13 protein-coding genes are annotated in these 17,670 nt (G+C 48.1%); all 13 read right to left on the bottom strand.

The window, feature by feature from the left end; translation table 11 throughout:
* Positions 1-105 precede the first annotated feature (105 nt).
* A complete protein-coding gene (gene phoR / locus J3B89_RS02615) occupies positions 106-1,437 on the bottom strand; it encodes a phosphate regulon sensor histidine kinase PhoR (RefSeq protein ID WP_215395942.1) in 1,332 nt (443 codons plus the stop codon).
* Positions 1,438-1,455: 18 nt separating this feature from the next.
* Positions 1,456-2,142 carry a phosphate regulon transcriptional regulator PhoB gene (gene phoB, locus J3B89_RS02620; RefSeq protein ID WP_092789456.1) on the bottom strand — a complete coding sequence of 229 codons (687 nt, stop codon included), beginning with the start codon at positions 2,140-2,142 and terminating at the stop codon, positions 1,456-1,458.
* A 150-nt stretch (positions 2,143-2,292) separates the two neighbouring features.
* Positions 2,293-3,330 carry a porin gene (locus J3B89_RS02625; protein ID WP_215395943.1) on the bottom strand — a complete coding sequence of 346 codons (1,038 nt, stop codon included), beginning with the start codon at positions 3,328-3,330 and terminating at the stop codon, positions 2,293-2,295.
* A gap of 215 nt (positions 3,331-3,545) precedes the next feature.
* On the bottom strand, positions 3,546-6,503 hold the full coding sequence (locus tag J3B89_RS02630) for a TonB-dependent receptor (RefSeq protein ID WP_215395944.1): 2,958 nt from the start codon (positions 6,501-6,503) through the stop codon (positions 3,546-3,548).
* A gap of 70 nt (positions 6,504-6,573) precedes the next feature.
* Complete coding sequence (locus J3B89_RS02635; RefSeq protein WP_251372174.1) at positions 6,574-8,655, bottom strand: glycoside hydrolase family 16 protein; 2,082 nt, start codon at positions 8,653-8,655, stop codon at positions 6,574-6,576.
* A gap of 309 nt (positions 8,656-8,964) precedes the next feature.
* Positions 8,965-9,867, bottom strand: a complete 903-nt coding sequence (locus J3B89_RS02640; RefSeq protein ID WP_215395946.1) for a porin — start codon at positions 9,865-9,867, stop codon at positions 8,965-8,967.
* Between the two features lie 208 nt (positions 9,868-10,075).
* On the bottom strand, positions 10,076-10,801 hold the full coding sequence (phoU, locus tag J3B89_RS02645; RefSeq protein WP_215395947.1) for a phosphate signaling complex protein PhoU: 726 nt from the start codon (positions 10,799-10,801) through the stop codon (positions 10,076-10,078).
* Between the two features lie 48 nt (positions 10,802-10,849).
* On the bottom strand, positions 10,850-11,635 hold the full coding sequence (gene pstB / locus J3B89_RS02650) for a phosphate ABC transporter ATP-binding protein PstB (protein WP_215395948.1): 786 nt from the start codon (positions 11,633-11,635) through the stop codon (positions 10,850-10,852).
* A 68-nt stretch (positions 11,636-11,703) separates the two neighbouring features.
* Positions 11,704-13,071, bottom strand: a complete 1,368-nt coding sequence (gene pstA, locus J3B89_RS02655; protein ID WP_215395949.1) for a phosphate ABC transporter permease PstA — start codon at positions 13,069-13,071, stop codon at positions 11,704-11,706.
* A gap of 6 nt (positions 13,072-13,077) precedes the next feature.
* Complete coding sequence (pstC, locus tag J3B89_RS02660; RefSeq protein ID WP_215395950.1) at positions 13,078-14,475, bottom strand: phosphate ABC transporter permease subunit PstC; 1,398 nt, start codon at positions 14,473-14,475, stop codon at positions 13,078-13,080.
* Between the two features lie 132 nt (positions 14,476-14,607).
* Positions 14,608-15,639, bottom strand: a complete 1,032-nt coding sequence (locus tag J3B89_RS02665; RefSeq protein WP_215395951.1) for a substrate-binding domain-containing protein — start codon at positions 15,637-15,639, stop codon at positions 14,608-14,610.
* A 118-nt stretch (positions 15,640-15,757) separates the two neighbouring features.
* Entirely contained in the window at positions 15,758-16,789 is a 1,032-nt protein-coding gene (locus tag J3B89_RS02670) for a substrate-binding domain-containing protein (protein ID WP_251372175.1), read from the bottom strand.
* Positions 16,790-16,850: 61 nt separating this feature from the next.
* The gene (locus J3B89_RS02675; protein ID WP_215395952.1) at positions 16,851-17,642 is read right to left on the bottom strand and encodes a GGDEF domain-containing protein; all 792 of its coding nucleotides are present in this window, start codon (positions 17,640-17,642) and stop codon (positions 16,851-16,853) included.
* Positions 17,643-17,670 lie beyond the last annotated feature (28 nt).

The raw sequence follows: 17,670 nt of genomic DNA on the forward strand, positions 1-17,670 counted from the left end.
GGGCTGAAGACGGTTTACTTCATTCCTGTGCTAACGCCACAGGCTGATGCGATAAACCTGGTGATAGCACAGTAAAAACCAGCGCAATAATATTTTTGCAGGTTATTACTGCGATTTTGCTTCACGTTTTGTTGTTTTCTGCCCCAGCACCAATTCTGCCGGTATAGAGAAAGAAAAGCTGCTGCCTTTACCCGGCTCACTGAAAATCATTAACCGGCTGTTATGGCGCGACAATACGTGTTTTACAATCGCCAGCCCCAACCCGGTACCACCGGTATTGCGGGCGCGGGCCTGATCTACCCGGTAAAAGCGCTCGGTAAGCCGCTTTACATGATGTGCTGCTATACCTTCACCATTGTCGTTAACGGCAAACAACGCTTTTAAATGCTGGCGCTGCCAGCTAACGGTGATATCACCACCGGCCGGGGTATATTTAATAGCATTAGTTACCAGATTGGAGAAAGCACTGCGTAGCTCTTCGGTAACACCAGTAACCTTCAGGCTGTCGTCAATATCAAAGCGGATGCTGTGCTGTTTTTCACGGTTCAATGTTTGTGCCTCCTGCTCCAGTTGGTGCAGCATAGCCGGCACATCTACTATTGGTTCAAACTGCACCCTGGCCGAGGCTTCAATACGCGACAGTGTTAACAGCTGCTGCACCAGAGAATCCATGCGTTTGGTTTGATCCAACATAACGTTATGGGCTTTTTTCCACATGGCTTTATCAGGCAGATGTTCGTCGTCCATCACTTCAAGATAGCCCTGCAGCACAGTAAGTGGCGTGCGCAGCTCATGTGATACATTGGCGACAAAGTCTTTGCGGATTTGCTCCAGCTGCTTTAGCTGAGTAATATCGCGCACAATCAGCAGGTATTGCTCTGCGCCGTAAGACATAATATTAAATTCAAGCGTCAGTTGATCGTTAACCGGCGAGGCAAGTTCAAGCGGTTGCTCAAACTTGGCGTGTTTTAAATAATGCAAAAAATCAGGGTGACGGATCAGGTTGTCTAACCGCTGGCCTTCATCAGCCGGCCAATGCAGGCCTACCAGAATTTGCGCCAGCTTATTGCTCCAGATAATGCTCCAGTCGTCAGTTAGCACCACTACCGCTTCAGGCAGGGCTTCGGCACCATCACGAAAACGCCGTACTACATTACGTAGCTCACGCTTTTTACGTCTGTCGCGCCGTTGCAGGTAATAGATACCTTCGAATAAATGTCCCCAGATGCCTTCGCTGATCGGTGGTGATAATTTGCGGTCACGCCACAGCCATTTATCCATTAAAAATAAGTGATGGTAATGCCAAAGCAACAGCGCGACTGTAAAAATAAGTAATGCCAGCAGCAGGCTGTTAGAAATAAGGCCAACCAGAGCAATAAAACAGTAAAAAAGGAAGAGTTTAGTGTATACCTTCCTTTTTGATAACAGTTGGCGCATAGCGTTAGGGTTTAGCCTCTATTTAGCAGAGAAACGGTAGCCTGAGCCCCGCACGGTTTGCACTAATCTATCATGACCGGCAACAGAAATCGCCTTGCGTAAACGGCGGATATGCACATCTACTGTGCGGTCTTCTACATACACATTGGTGCCCCAGACATGATCCAGCAGTTGTTCACGGCTGTAAACCCGCTCCGGGTGAGTCATAAAGAAATGCAGTAAGCGAAACTCGGTTGGCCCCATATCCAGCGCCTGATCAGAAGCCATTACGCGGTGCGACACCGGGTCAAGCTTTAACCCCTGAACTTCGATTACTTCATCCAGGCTGGTAGGTGCCACGCGGCGGATCACCGCTTTAATGCGGGCCATCAGCTCTTTGGGTGAAAATGGCTTGGTAACATAATCATCGGCGCCTACTTCCAGGCCACGTACTTTATCTTCTTCTTCACCGCGGGCGGTAATCATAATGATAGGAATATTACGGGTAAGGTCGTGCTGCTTCATTTTCTTTGCGATCTGAATACCGCTGCCACCGGGCAACATCCAGTCCAGCAGAACTAAATCAGGGTAGGGTTCAACCAGTGCATTAATGGCAGAGTCGAAATCTTCTGCCGTTGCAGCCTGATAACCGTTTTGTTCCAGCACAAAACACAGCATATCGCGGATGGGCGCTTCATCTTCTACAACCAGGATTCTTCTTGACATAGTGTTCTACCGAAGTGTTTAGCATGCACCTATTATGCGCATAAATTATGACAATTTTATGAAATAAAATAAAATAAACATATAATTAACACGGCTGGGCATTTAATAAAAAAACCGCAACGAGTGCGGTTTTTTTACAGGAGGCGTTAATCAGAAGCTGTACTGCAGACCCAGAGATAAACCAGTAGCGTTCTCACCACGAATAGTACTTAGTTGAGTATCGCGCCCACCAGCTGATACGCGGAAGCTGGCATTATCATCATTAGATGTTACGCCATAGGCTACATACATCACCAGATCTTTACCGAAGTTGCGGTCGGCACCAATAACAAACATATTAGCACCGGTGTCGTCAGCATCGTTGTCACCGGCTACGTAATATTGGCTGCGCAGAGTATAAGCGCCCATTTTGTAGCTGGCACCGATACCGTACACATTGCGGTCACCACCTGGTACATCGCTGGCATTCTGATACATACCGGCTAAACGGAAAGCATCAGTGATGTCATAGAACACACCTACACGCACTGCGCTTGGGTCCAGATCATTTTGGCCTTCAAAAGTTTCATATGCTACAGCAGCATAGAAGCCTTTAACTTCATAGCTTACCGACATACTGTAAGATTCCTGCACGTTGTCTACTGTTGCGCCGGTGTTGTTGTGCGGCGTGTAGTGCAGGTCAAACGTGAAGTTGTTCATTTTCGGGCTGCGGTAATGCACACCGTTTTTATAACGCTCGTCAAACACGTTACCGATATTGGCATTAGTATCGCCTGAAGTGCTGGTACGGGTTAAGTTACGGATATCACCGATACGGTCACCGAACATGTCTACTTTGCCACGCACTGCTTTTAATGGTGTATCAAACTGACCGGCACGTACCTGGCCGAAATCACCTTTGATACCAACGAAAGAATCACGCGATGCCCAGTTGCCAGAACCTTCATCAAAACGGATATTCTGTTCAATCTGCACAAAAGCTTCTAAATCGCCTTCCAGTTTAGTGCTGGCTTTAAAACCCAGACGGCTGGAGTTACTTGACACGTTAGTGCCATCTTCATCACCGTTATCCAGTGAGTCCAGTGATAAATGGGCGCGGCCATATATGGTAACGTCAGCAGCCATAGCCGGAACAGCTAAAGAAGCCAGTACAGCGGCGGCAACCAGACCAAATTTGATTGTTTTCATATTACTCTCCGAATAGTCGTTATTATCGATGTGCCTGTGTTTAACTGGGGCACAGTATCGGCAGAGAAAATGTCGGTATGATGTCTGTTTGGTGACAGTTTTATGACGAAAGCAAAATTAACCTTATTGCGTTTATTGCCCTTAAGCTGGTCAGGCAGAAAAAACAAAGCCCCATGTTAGCGGGGCCTTGTTACATTTAACTGGTGGTGCTGATGTTATTTAAAGGTGTAACGCACACCAACCGCATAACGCGGGCCGTACTGCCTGGCAAACAGAAATTGCTCTTCATAACGGCCATAACCACGCTCGGTTTCATTATTCAGGTTAATGCCTTCGAAGAACACCGTCAGGTTGTCATTAATGTTGTAATTTATGCTCATATCCCACTGGCCAAAGGATTTAGCAAACTGCGGCGGAGCATCAGACGAGCCTTGTGCCTGCCCTACTCCAATCAGGTATTTATCACGCCAGGCATAAGTGACTTTTACTGATAAACCATGATTTTCGTAAAACAGCTGGAAGTTGGCAGAGTCACTCAGCCCGGTCAGCGGTGCTTGTTGATCCAGACTTTCCGTATTGAACTTAACATCACCATCAACAAAGGTAGCATTGGCGCCAATACCAAAACCACTATCGCCCAGCAGATGCTGTACTGCAATTTCAAAACCATCGACTGATTTCTTATCTGTGTTAGCTGGCTGGCTTATGTTCCAGACAATAAGCGGATCATTGGCGGAAGGCTCAATTTTACCTTCTGCATTGCCATGCCCGTTTGCCAGCATTTGCTCAAAAATGGCGGTGCTGGTTGCCTGCTCACCACGGGCCTCAATATCGGCAATAGCTTGCAAATAGCGGGGGCCATTAAGCACATCATGCAAACCGTCGATAGTCAGTTCAGTAATAGTGGTCTGAATAAAATTATCAACATCCTTTTTAAAGTATCCTACCGCAGCGTAGCTGCCTTCGGCATAGTAATACTCCAGGCTCAGATCCAGATTCGTAGACTCAAACGGCAGCAGATTGGTATTTCCCTGGCTACCGGTACGGGATCCTGGTTTGGGGCTGCCACTTAAACTACGCCCACCGGCCAACAAGCCCAGCGGAGCACGGGAAATTGTTTTGCCCCAGGAAAACCGCGCCACAATATCGTCGGTTACATCAACCCGGAAATCAAACATGGGCAATAACACATCATGTTTACCGGTTTGGCCGAGGAATGTATCCTGCCCCTGCTCATATTGCATAATCCATTCTGATGCACTATCCCAGTTTACCTGGCGCTCTACCCGCTGACGCACATTACTGGTAACGTCGGTTTCTTCATAACGCAGGCCGGCATTTAACCGCACCGGAAAACGACCAACATCAAACTGCCAGTCAGACTGCAGATAAATACTGGTGGTTTTTTCTTCTACAGAACTTTCGCTGTCAATGCCGTCAAAGTAAGCATCCGGCACATAGACATCGCCCCCCATCACGGCTTCAGTTAAAAATGCCCTCTGCCGGGCCACTGCTTCATCAAAATCGTAGGTATAGTAATAAGGCGAAGCCATGCTAAGGCCTCCGCCACTGAATTGATCAAGAAAGTTTGCTGTAGAGTGGCGAACAAACATGCTGTCCGGAAAAATCGCCGTAAAACTGGGGTTAAAACCCGGGCCGCCACGCAAACCGCTCCAGGCTTCATAGCCCCCCATGGTTTGCTTGGTATGTGCTACACCGCTACTGATACTAACAAGCGGTATTTTAAACACCGAGTTATACCAGGTGCCATCCAGTTGCAGTTGTTTAATGGCCGACTCACCCGGTGAATGGGTAAACTGACTGAAGTTAGAGTCTATCTCCCCCGGAGCCAGTTCATTGGTGCCATTGCGCCATAAAATGGAGGCTTGCGGGATTTCCCCTGTACGATAATCATAGATTTTAGTTGTCAGTTTATCTGAGCCTAATATCACCTGGCCAAAATTGCCACTGCCTTTGTCAGCACCATTGTCGGTTTTATTATTAGAGTCGTGATAATCAAGGCTGACATGAAAATCTTCATTGATTGTCCAGTCAAGATTTAAACCTATTGAACGCGCTTTAACTTCAGTTGTGCCTTTACTGGCCGTAAAAGAACCGTCGTTCCCGCCGATATCGGCAAATATCGCCGTTCCGCGCTCATCAAGCTCGTAGGCATTGATATTGCCACCAAACTCATTCCAGATCCCCCAACCAATAGTTTCTACCCCGGTAATGGCCTGTGATGCCGTGTAGTCGAGTGTTGCCACAAAGTTATTTACCGGGGCAAATTGCAGTGTCACCTGGCCATTACTGCGCTCACGCTGCACATCATCAATACCGTAGTTCATATCTTTGGGGAAAAAGGCATAACCCATTTTGTTGCCGTCAGCATCAGTTGGCCGCGCGTCGACAACCCGTGACGGATCAAGGTTAGGTAGCTGTGCATTGGTCTGTACCTGCCAGCCCTGAATATTAGCGTACTGGCGCTGAAAATCGCGCTGCTGATGCGACAATGAAATGGCAATACCAAACTTTTCATCGGCAAAGGTATTACTGTAAATAGCAGCCAGCTCTGGCGTAATATCATCGCCTTTTTCATTAGAGGAATCGTAAATACCTTTGGCAGAAAAGCTATAACGCTGCCCCGGGCTGCTAAGCGGCTTGGCTGTAATAATATTAACGGTGGCGCCTAATCCACCGCTGGGGTTTTCTGCCCGCGCCGTTTTATATACTTCCAGTGCACTTACACCTTCTGAAGCCAGGTTTTCCAGGTTGTATGAGCGGGTATAACCGGTGCCCGGCATCTGTCGTCCGTTCAGTGTTACCAGGTTAAAATCCGGACCAAAACCACGCACAGTGATCTGGCTGCCCTCACCATTGGCACGGCTGACAGATACGCCGGTAATACGTTGCAGTGATTCTGCCAGGTTGGTGTCGGGAAATTTGCCCATTTCTTCTGCTGATATCGCATCCACTACGCCATAGGCTTCACGCTTGACATCCATTGAACGGATCAAGCTGCCACGGATGCCACTGATCTGAATAACTTCAATGCCCGGTTCAGCAGCATTGGTGTTTATGTTTTCCTGCGCCTGCAATGACGCACTGCCTGTAGCAATTACCACTGAAATAGCAGCAGCCAGGCGGCTTTTTGCAAAAATACTGTTTTTCATAACGGCCCTACTGATTTTATTTTGTTATTAATGGCCGGGCCTGTTACCCGGCACTTCGTTTTCTTCAGCGTTACGGCTGCTTAATGATGACGTTGTCCAGGCGATACACTGCCCCCTCGCCCTGCCCCCAGGCCGGAAAGACCATCAACACATCAATAGCAGAAACATCAAACCCGGTGGCCGCTATATCCGCCAGATTAAAAGTATAGGTTTGCCATTGCCCGGTTACCGGTGCGGCTTGTTCTACGCTGTCGGCCAGATTCAGCTCGACGGCGCCATCGCCACTGCCATTGGCTTCAAGTTTAAACAGCCAGTCAGCGGCGGCATTAGCCGGGGCACTTACCACTTTCATTTCAAACTGCACCACACCGCCGTTGGTTAATAAGCTAGCATCAAACACCTCATCGCTACCGCCATGCAGCGAGCGGGTGCTAAAGCCCATTACTGTTGGCGTGGCACCAATACTAAACTGCGCTACCGTGCCGTGCTCTGCATCGTCCATTACTTCTGTTGGTACTGAGCCACCACAACAGTCCCATAACGGCCAGTCCGGGTTGGCTTCATCGGCAAATAACACCAGCTCGGGGTAATCCAGAGTAATTTCTACATTGTCCAGCCGGTACACCGCGCCTTCGCCCTGCCCCCAGGCCGGAAATACCATTACCACATCAATGGCGGCAACATCTAACCCGGCATCAGCCAGTGCCTGCAGCGGAAAAGTATAGGTTTGCCATTGCCCGGTTACCGGCGCAGCCGCTTCGGCACTTGCCGTAAGCTCAAGTTCTACCGCCGTGCTGGCGCCAACACTTTCTACTTTAAATATCCAGGGCGCACTGCTGTTACCCGGTGCTGATGTAACCTGCATATCAAAGCGGATATAGCCGATTTCTGTAATACCGGAAGCATCAAAAGGCGAGGCGACACCGGGTTCAGTAACAAATTCTGCCCGGCTGGTAAAACCATTTACGGTAGGTGTTGCACCAACACTGAACTCATATACATCGCCACGCTGTGCATCAGCCACCAGCGCGGGCGTTGTGCCGCCACAGCAATCCCAGGCAGCCCAGTTCGGGTTTGGTGTACCATCAAAAATAGTCAGGCTTTGCACAAGCCCTGAAGCTGCCGTTGGGATTGGAGCCAGACCGGTAACCAGCGCATCGTCCGGGCTGTCATACCCCCCACGTACAGTGTCACAGCCTTTGCCTGTTACAGGGTTGGTAGAACACTCATAAACACGGATATAATCAACCTGAAAACGCTGGCCATCAGTAAAAGCACTGGCGTCAATACCCAGGTTATTAACGTTTTCCGGCCAGTTACCGCCTACGGCTAAATTAAGGATCAGATAAAATTTCTGGTCAAAAGGGGCGGCATCCCAGTGCGTTTCAAGCTCGCCGCTGGCGATGTTATAATACTCGGCAAACCAGCCACGATGCGAAAGCCCGACAGCGTCACCGTTGGCGTTATAACGCACTTCTGACTGGCGTTGGGTAGCATACAGATAACCATCCACATACCAGCGGATTTCACCTTCCTGCCATTCAATGGCGTAGGTATGAAAATCGTCTGCCGGATTAACACCATTGGGTAACTGATACGATTTACCTGAATACACATTGTCCGGCCACTCACGGCCATAATGTAAGGTGCCGTGCACATTGGCTTCTGCTACGCCATCCTCACCTACTACTTTAAGATTCACTGCTTCGAGAATGTCAATTTCGCCCGATCTGGGCCAACCGCCGTACACGCTGTCGGTGGGCATCATCCAAAACGCCGGCCAGCTGCCCTGCCCAAACGGCAGCTGAGCACGCATTTCAATACGGCCATATTTAAAATCGGCTTTATTGCGGGTAACCAACCGGGCAGAGGTATAAGGTTTTTCAGCACCTTCTTCTGCCGGTAACGCCACAATATTTAGTATGCCGTTGGCAACATAGGCATTGTCGCTGCTGTCGGTATAACATTGCTTTTCATTATTGCCACCACCCGCACAGTTTACTTCGTGCGTCCATTTGCTGGCATCTATGCTGTTGCCGTCGAATTCGTCACTCCACACCAGTTGCCAGTCAGTTACCGGCTGTGTTACGTCAACATTATCAAAATCTGAGCGCGTTTCGGCCCCACCGCCGCACCCCGATAAAGTTGACATAAGCAGGCCCGCACTAACAAGCGCAGCCAAATTTGCTGATTTTTTCATGCTATCCTTCCCCGTGTTATCAGTTTTTAATGATGGTTTTTAATTAAATATTTTTTACCATCAATGTAAGCGCTTTCATAAGTTAAGACACAATACTGAAAACGTCAATGTAACCCAGCGCATTTTTTGCACAAAAAATAAGGCACATGCCAAGAGAAAAATAAAACTGTTTAAAAACAAAAAATTAAATTTTATTAAGGTATAAAAGGAAACGCCAACACTATGGTTGGCGTTTTGCTGATAAACAGAACCGGGTTATTGTCAGAACCGGTGTTTGATACCCACCGCCAGATAATCGCGGTCAGGCTGGGGTGTCTCTAAATTAAAACTGCTGTACCAGGCAAATAACGTGGTGTTTTTACCGGCTTTGTAATCCAACCCCACACTAAAGGAATTATCGTCTTCCAGAGTCTGATATTGGGCTTTCAGTTCCGTTTTACCCAATGGGTAAGCTGCACTTATCAGCCAGCCATCTTGCTTTAGCCCGGTTTCGATATCTTCCTGGCGCTGCAATATAGCACCCAGAGTAACACCGGCTATTTTGGTCTGGGTATTTAACCGCATAGCATCATAGCCATTTACTTCAGCATCCAGCGCCAACGAGGCATAAAAATTAATACTTTTAAGATTTTCATCGCCATAGAACAGCGCAACAGAATAGGCATCTTCAGCATCGGCTGAATCTTCCAGAATGTAGGTCAGCTGGGCACCAAAGCCATTGATAACAGGAGTGAAGTAACTGATAGAATTATTGGCGCGTACTTCTGCTTCCCACAAAGCCCCCAGATCACCTTCAAAATCGTTAAACTGATCAATTTTAGCCTGCGACATTTTCAGTGCGGTATCGTGCCGTCCCAGCCGTACCTCACCAAAACCGCCTGTCAGACCAATATACTGGTTGCGGGCCGTAACATTGCTACTGCTACTGTCAGACACATTAACGCCCCACTCCAGCTGATACACCAGCGTAAGGCCATCGTCCAATGCATAGTCGCCCTTTAAACCAAAGCGTGAGTTGTTGCTTTTCATTTCAGAAAAACGCCCTTCGCCTTCATCAACCGATTGCGCCGAGACATTAATCAGGCCATAAAGGGTAATAGGCTCTGCATGCACGGCTGTCGTTGCAGAGATCATCATTGCCACTGCTATCGCTGTTTTTTTCATAGTGTGTCCTGTGCCTGTTTATTGTTTTTATTACGCTGTTAAACGCTATAAACATATTAAGACAACAAACTGAAAAGCGACACTTTTATGAAAGTAAAATGACAAAATTATGACTGTTGCAACAAAGAACATATTGCCAAAGTAACAGCTTGCAGATAGTACAAAAGGGGCAAAGCCCCTTTTGTACTACAGAGGGTAACAGCTACAGTTAGTCGCGCTTTTTCTCAACAATTTGTTGCAGCTCATCATCATTCAGATGTGCCACATTGCGGCCTTTGCTAAGGAAAATAGCATGCTGGCATATATTACGGCTATGATCGCCCACCCGCTCCAGCGCTTTAGCGACGTTGGAAATTTGCAAACTAACACTGATCTGTTGTGAATCATGCATCATGGCGCTGAGACTTTGCTGCATAATACGGCTGTAGTCGTCATCAATCGCTTTATCTTCACGCAGCACACTCAGTGCTTTATCGGCATCAATTTGCTGAAACGCCAGTAAAGCATGCTGTAACATCAATTGTACTTTTGCACTCATACCATTTAGCTCTGCCAGTTGCTCTGCACTTGGCCTGCTTCCCTGTTCATCTTTAAGCAGGGTTTTGGCAATACGTTTGGCCTGATCACCAATGCGCTCAACGTCGTTAATACTTTTGAGTACCGACAATACCAGACGTAGATCTGTTGCTGCGGGCTGACGGCGTGCCAGAATATCCAGACAATGCTCATCGATATCCACTTCAAAGCTATTTACCTGACGGTCGCCTTTTTTCACCTGTTTTGCCAGTACAATATCCGCAGTAGTAAAAGCAGCCATGCTGTCACGCAATTGCTGCAATACCAAGCCACCCATATCTACCAGACGATCTACCGCCTGCTGTAGTTCTTCATCATAGGCCTGTGAGTAATGGCCACCGATCTTGTTATTTGGCATAACGCCAGTCTCCTGTCAGAAATAGCAATAAAGGGTCAACAAGCCAGATTAACCATAACGGCCGGTAATATAGTCTTCCGTACGCTTATTTTGCGGGTTGGTAAACAGCTCATTTGTTGGCCCCATCTCAACCAGCTCACCCAGATGGAAAAACGCCGTTTTGTCTGATACGCGCGCCGCCTGCTGCATATTGTGCGTTACCATGACGATGGTGAAATTTTGTTTTAACTCGTCAATCAGCTCTTCAATAATTGAGGTTGCAATAGGATCAAGCGCTGAGCAGGGTTCATCCATCAGTATTACTTCCGGGCTAACCGCTATGGTACGGGCAATACATAAACGCTGTTGCTGGCCGCCAGACAAACCCGTACCGGGCTGATCCAGACGATCTTTTACTTCGTTCCATAAACCGGCACGGCGTAAGCTGGATTCAACAATATCATCCAGGTCAGCTTTGCGCTCTGCCAGACCATGCAGTTTCGGGCCATAGGCGATATTTTCGTAAATAGATTTTGGAAACGGGTTGGGCTTTTGAAACACCATACCAACCTGCGCCCGCAGCTGCACTACATCCAGTGCCGGATCGTGAATATTCAGACCGGCCATTTCAATTAAACCGGTAACCCGGCAATGTTCTATGGTGTCGTTCATGCGGTTAAAACAGCGTAAAAAGGTGGACTTACCACAGCCAGACGGGCCGATAAAGGCAACAACTTCGTTCTGGGCAATGTCCATGCTAATACCTTTTACAGCCTCAGCCTGACCATAAAACACCTTAACGTCACGCGCGATGATTTTAAGGTTAGTTGCATTGTCCTGCGCTACATTGCTCATAGTAAGTTCCGCTGCTGTTAAATCAGGTTTTGTGAGTAAAGCGTTGTTATTCATCATATTCATAGCTATTACCAGCGTTTTTCGTATTTTTTACGCAGCCAGATCGCCAGTGCGTTTAATGAAATCATCAGCGCCAGCAATACAATAATGGCCGCTGAGGTTCTTGCTTCAAAGAAGTTACGTAGTTCATTGCCCTGCCACAGGAAAATCTGTACCGGTAAAGCCGTAGACTGATCAAACGGTGAACCTGGTACTGATGCCACAAAAGACTTCATCCCTATCAGCAGCAATGGTGCCGCCTCACCCAGTGCCTGCGCCACGCCCAAAATAGCGCCGGTTAAAATGCCAGGGATCGCCAGCGGCAACACATGGTGAAAAATAGCCTGCATTTTTGACGCTCCAAGCCCCAGTGCAGCCTGACGGATAGATGGCGGTATAGCCTTTAACGTAGAGCGGGTAGCAATTATAACTGTAGGTAATGTCATCAGCGACAACACCAAACCACCCACAATAGGCGCCGACATGGGCAGATTAAACCAGCCGATAAACACCGAAGCTCCAAGCAAACCAAACACAATAGAAGGCACTGCCGCCAGGTTATTAATATTCACTTCAACAAAATCGGTGAAACGGTTTTTCGGTGCAAATTCTTCCAGATAAATTGCTGCAGCAACACCCATGGGGACTGCCAGAACAATAACTACCAGCATCATATACAACGAGCCCATAAAGGCTCCGGCTAAACCCGCCGACGCCAGCGAACTACGTGAATCTGCGTTCATAAACAGGGCAAAACTAAAGCGGTTTTGTATCAGGCCTTGCTCTGATAATTGCTGCACCCATTCACGCATTTTCGGGCTTAATTGCTGCATTGCATCAGGCAAACTGCGATCAATATTACCTTTTAACCAAACATCAATGTTGGCATCGGTGAGCAAATGTAAAGTGCGGGTTTGGCCAATAATGCCTGGATCCTGCACCACCATATCACGCAGTGCAAAACGCTCACCGGAGGTCACTATACGTTGCAAATCGCGCCGGTGTTGTCTGGCATCGGGCAACACCTTTTCCAGGCTATCGGTAATTAAGCGGTTGAAATTTATAAAGCCAACTTCTGTTTGCCATTCAATATCGCGCTGGCGAAAGGCGTTATCGCTTTCATTTGCCGCTTGTACCGGTTTTTCGCTAATGTTAACCACTTGCGGATCAAAATAAATATCCAGCGTAATAGCTGACTGCCAGAATGCCGGTAAACCTTTAGAAAAAATATTAATAAATAAAATCAACACTAAAGCCAGGCTGGCCAGCACTGCTGCCAGACCAAAGCTTTTAAATACACGCTCTTTACGATGCCGCCGGGCAAGTGAAGCGTTTACTTTTTGTTGTACTGTGCCAGCAGTTATTACCGGCTTGATAAGAGGTTCTGCTACTTTCATACTCAGTTACTCGTATTGTTCACGGTATTTACGGACAATAACCAGCGCCATCACATTAAGTAGCAGCGTGATGACAAACAAGGTTAAACCCAGCGCAAAAGCGACCAAAGATTGCGGGCTGGCAAAATCGTTGTCGCCGGTTAACTGGTTAACAATGGTTACCGTCACTGTCGACACCGCTTCAAACGGGTTGGCAGTCAGCGCCGGGCTATTACCAGCTGCTAATACCACTATCATGGTTTCGCCTATAGCACGGCTGGCCGCCAGCAATACGGCCCCAACTATGCCTGGTAATGCCGCAGGCAACACTACTTTAAGAATGGTTTCTGATTTAGTCGCACCCAGCCCCAGCGAGCCATCCCGCATGGTTTTTGGCACCTGGGTAATAATGTCGTCTGTCAGTGATGAGATAAACGGCACAATCATAATACCCATGACAACACCGGCCGTCAGGGCTGAGGTAGCACGAATTGTCAGCCCCAGCATTGCGCCCAGATCGGTTAGAAAGGGCCCCACCGTAACCAGCGCAAAAAAACCGTACACTATGGTTGGAATACCGGCCAGTACTTCAATAATCGGCTTGGCGGTGGCGCGAAATTTTGCCGGTGCATACTCTGATAAATAAATCGCTACCATCAAACCGAGCGGTATAGCGACCACCAGCGCGATAAATGCTACCAGCATAGTACCCGATAGTAATGGCAACAGACCGAAGCTGCCCTGACTGCCGGTAAGCGAACCTTCCCCTACTCCGGTAGTAGAAAAGCGCGGGTTCCAGGTGGTACCGAAAAAGAAGTCTGACGGTTTAATAAAACTGAAAAATTTCATGGTTTCGCCCACCATCGACAGCACTATGCCGACAGTAGTCAGCACGGCAACGGTGGAGCACAACACCAATAATACTTTTACTACCCGCTCTACCTGATGGCGGGCGCGTAGTTGTGGTTGAATTTTGTAGAAACTGATCACCAACCCTGCTGACGCTAATGTTGCCATCAGTGCAGTAAGCAGCATGGTACTGCTATGTTGCAATTGCTTCATATATTCAGCGGCAACCAGTTCCCAGTCGGCCGCATCGGCAACAATACCGAAATTAGCAGCCAGGTTGCTGATCCGGCGCATAACAATGCGCATTTCATTACCGTCCAGGGTAGTGAATTCTGCTGGTAAGCTGGCCTGCACCATAGTGTTTATAACACCCGGAGCAAACCAGGCCCATATTAACAATACGAAAAAGGCCGGTAAAACCGCCCACAGACCAACCATCATACCATAGTGTTGTGGCCTTGAGTGCATGCGCACGCCGGGGTTTATCGTCGCGACCTTGCGACTGCGTACCATACCAACCTGATAGGCAATTGCCATCAGTGCCAGTAACAGTACGATCAACGAAATATTACTCATGGTTGCTCCAATTAAGCGTCTGATTGAGCATGACGAACCAGTGGCACAAGTGTAACTGCAAATAATTGCAGTTTTATGACAATAAGCAAAAGAGCTGGCAAGCCAGCTCTTTATAACTACACCACAGTAATATTACAGGGTTTTCTTCGCGCGGATGTTTTTCAGGATCTCAGCACGCTCACCATCAGCCAGCGGGATAAGGCCAGCAGCTTCTAACGGGCTGCCAAAACCTGAGGCCGCGTCAGACACAAAGTATTCAGCAAACTGCTGTAAGCCTGGTACTACACCAATGTGCTCGCCTTTAACATAGAAAAACAGCGGGCGTGATACCGGGTATTCACCGGCAATAATGCTGTCCAGCGTAGGCACAACACCTGACACTGTTGCTACTTTGATGCGGTCACGGTTAGCTTCGTAGAAGCTTAAACCAAACACGCCAACAGCATCTTTTTGTGCTTGCAGACGCGCCAGAGTTTCAGTGTAATCACCAGCAATTTCTACTACACGACCATCGGTACGCATTGCCAGACAGAACTTGCCGGCATCATCTTTTGATAGCGCTTTTACTTCAGCAAAGGATTGACAACCTGGTACTACAACCTTTTCTTCGTAAACTTCACGGGTACCGTGGTTAGAGCCAGGAATAGCTAATAAAATAGCCTGATCTGGTAAAGATTTATCAATTTGTGACCAGCGGGTGTATGGGTTTGCAACCATTTTACCGTTCTGTGGTACCTGAGCAGCCTGAGCTAAAAATACATGCTTAGGTTCCAGTTTAAAATCACCGGCATCAATACGCGAAGCAAACACAATACCGTCGTAGCCAATTTTCACTTCAACAATCTGATTTACACCATTCGCTTTACAGGCTTCAACTTCTGCCGGGCGGATAGGACGTGACGAGTTAGCGATATCGATAGTGCTGGTGCCAACGCCCTGACAGAACTGACGTAAGCCACCAGAAGAGCCGCCTGAACCTACTACCGGCGTTTTAAACTGAGCAAAATTGTTGCCGAATTCTTCAGCAGCAACTGAAGAAAAAGGTAATACGGTTGACGAACCTGCCACCTGGATAGTGTCACGGCCGCTTGTTTGCGCAACAGTGCTGAAGCTCAGTGCAACTGCACTTGCCAGAACCAGTTTGGTTAAGTTATTCAATGTCATGATGGTGTCCTCGTTAAATATAAGTATTGGATTACTTTGACGAGGTGCAGTGTGCTTGATGATTATTGCAGCAATATGACAAGCAATATTTTTTGCATTGTTTCTCTGTTCAGCCGCATTACAGCGATTGTTGCCTGATAATTCGCTGCAGCATTTCCTGCCGCAGCTCTGGCGTGAGTACAATTAAACCGGCATCTTGCAGCGGGCTGTTTTCACCGGATACAGCATCGCTTGCCAGGTAACGGCTAAACTCCAGCAGGCCCGGAGTTAAGCCAACATGTGCCAGCTTGACATAAAAGTACAGTGGCCGGGTTAGTGGGTACTCACCGGCTAAAATGGTTTCTGTAGCGGGCAGCACACCGGAAATAGCAGCCACTTTAATACGATCGCGGTTAGCCTGATAAAAACTCACCCCAAACACCCCGACTGCGTCATGCTGAGCATCCAGCCGGGCCAGAGTTTCAGTATAATCTCCGGCAATTTCAATCACTCTGCCGTCTTTGCGTATTGCACTACAAAAGTTAAGCTGAGCCTCAGGTTCAAGTTGCTGTACAGCCGGCATCGCCTGACAGCCGGGTAATACAATATCTTCTTCGTAAATTTCGCGCGTACCGTGGTTTGTGCCGGGAATGGCTAACACAATTTGTTGCTCAGGCAAGCTACTATCGATATCAGACCAACGCTTATAAGGGTTAGCCACCATACCCTTTGCAGATGGCACCTGAGCAGCCTGAGCCAGAAAAATTTGCCCGGGAGTTAGATTAAAAGCTGCCGCGTCAATACGCGAGGCAAACACAATAGCGTCGTAGCCCAGTGTAACTTCAAGAATTTGCTCTACCCCATTAGCTTTACAGGCCGCCAGCTCGGCCGGGCGCATGGGTCTGGACGTATTGGCAATGTCAATAGTGTGGCTGCCCACCCCCTGACAAAACTGCCGCAAGCCACCAGCCGAACCACCTGAGCCTACAACAGGAACCCGAAACTGAGCAAAACTGTAGCCAAACTCTTCTGCAGCAATAGAGACAAAGGGCAACATAGTTGAAGAGCCGGCAATTTGAATAGTGTCACGAAAGCGGGTTTGAGCCTTAACCTGGGCACTGATTATTGCTGTAACCAGCATGATTGCCAGCAACAAACGACTACACAACATAACTCAAGATCCTTTACCAAGCAGATTGCCAGTATAACCGGCAATTTAGTATTTGCAGTTACTATTGTTGCACTGCACAACGATTACGGCCCTGATGCTTGGCCTGATATAACGCCTGATCAGCCCTTAAGAGCAGCTTATCCAGATCATCGCGCTCCGGCAGGTACATGGCAATACCGATGCTGCAACTAAGCTGCACGGCAGTACTGTCGGTAAGGGTAAAGTTATGTTGTGACACTGTCATACGGAGCCGCTCAGCAGACAAAATAGCGGTTTGCAAATCAATTTCCGGCAATACCAGAATAAACTCTTCGCCACCGTAGCGCCCGAGCAAATCGGTATCCCGAATACTTTGCTGGCACAACACCGCAAAATCACGCAGCACTTTATCACCAGCGGCATGACCGTACTGATCATTGATGTGTTTAAAGTGGTCGATGTCCAGCATTAGCACGGCCAGATCTTTCTGGTAGCGTTTAGCGCGGCGCAGCTCGCTTAGTGCCTGCTGTATAACAGCACGCCGGTTTAATAAACCGGTAAGCAGATCAGTACTTGCCAGTTGCAGCAGCTCTTTATTACGTTCAATCAGTTGCTGTTCGGTTTGCGCGTGGCGGGCTATTTCTGCGCGCAACGCAGCAGCCATGCGGCGAAATCTCAGGGCAACAACACTTACCAATGCAACAGCCAGCAACAGCAATAACAACATAATAATCTGCTTGTAATCAACGGGCCCTGATGGTGCAGTACGGAATACCGTATCGGCACGCACATATGTACTTACTAAAGCAACTATTAGCAGCAGTAAATTAAGCCACCATAGTTGCCGCGATTGACTGCGTATAGCTGTCAGCACAAAAGCTCCCAGCCGTTTAAGGGCGTTA

This window comes from Rheinheimera oceanensis (assembly GCF_018831085.1).
Lineage (GTDB): Bacteria > Pseudomonadota > Gammaproteobacteria > Enterobacterales > Alteromonadaceae > Alishewanella > Alishewanella oceanensis.

Coding starts and splice junctions, on each gene's coding strand:
- phoR (WP_215395942.1), bottom strand. CDS start 1,437: ATGCGCCAACTGTTATCAAAAAGGAAGGTATACACTAAACTCTTCCTT.
- phoB (WP_092789456.1), bottom strand. CDS start 2,142: ATGTCAAGAAGAATCCTGGTTGTAGAAGATGAAGCGCCCATCCGCGAT.
- J3B89_RS02625 (WP_215395943.1), bottom strand. CDS start 3,330: ATGAAAACAATCAAATTTGGTCTGGTTGCCGCCGCTGTACTGGCTTCT.
- J3B89_RS02630 (WP_215395944.1), bottom strand. CDS start 6,503: ATGAAAAACAGTATTTTTGCAAAAAGCCGCCTGGCTGCTGCTATTTCA.
- J3B89_RS02635 (WP_251372174.1), bottom strand. CDS start 8,655: ATGTCAACTTTATCGGGGTGCGGCGGTGGGGCCGAAACGCGCTCAGAT.
- J3B89_RS02640 (WP_215395946.1), bottom strand. CDS start 9,867: ATGAAAAAAACAGCGATAGCAGTGGCAATGATGATCTCTGCAACGACA.
- phoU (WP_215395947.1), bottom strand. CDS start 10,801: ATGCCAAATAACAAGATCGGTGGCCATTACTCACAGGCCTATGATGAA.
- pstB (WP_215395948.1), bottom strand. CDS start 11,635: ATGAGCAATGTAGCGCAGGACAATGCAACTAACCTTAAAATCATCGCG.
- pstA (WP_215395949.1), bottom strand. CDS start 13,071: ATGAAAGTAGCAGAACCTCTTATCAAGCCGGTAATAACTGCTGGCACA.
- pstC (WP_215395950.1), bottom strand. CDS start 14,475: ATGAGTAATATTTCGTTGATCGTACTGTTACTGGCACTGATGGCAATT.
- J3B89_RS02665 (WP_215395951.1), bottom strand. CDS start 15,639: ATGACATTGAATAACTTAACCAAACTGGTTCTGGCAAGTGCAGTTGCA.
- J3B89_RS02670 (WP_251372175.1), bottom strand. CDS start 16,789: ATGTTGTGTAGTCGTTTGTTGCTGGCAATCATGCTGGTTACAGCAATA.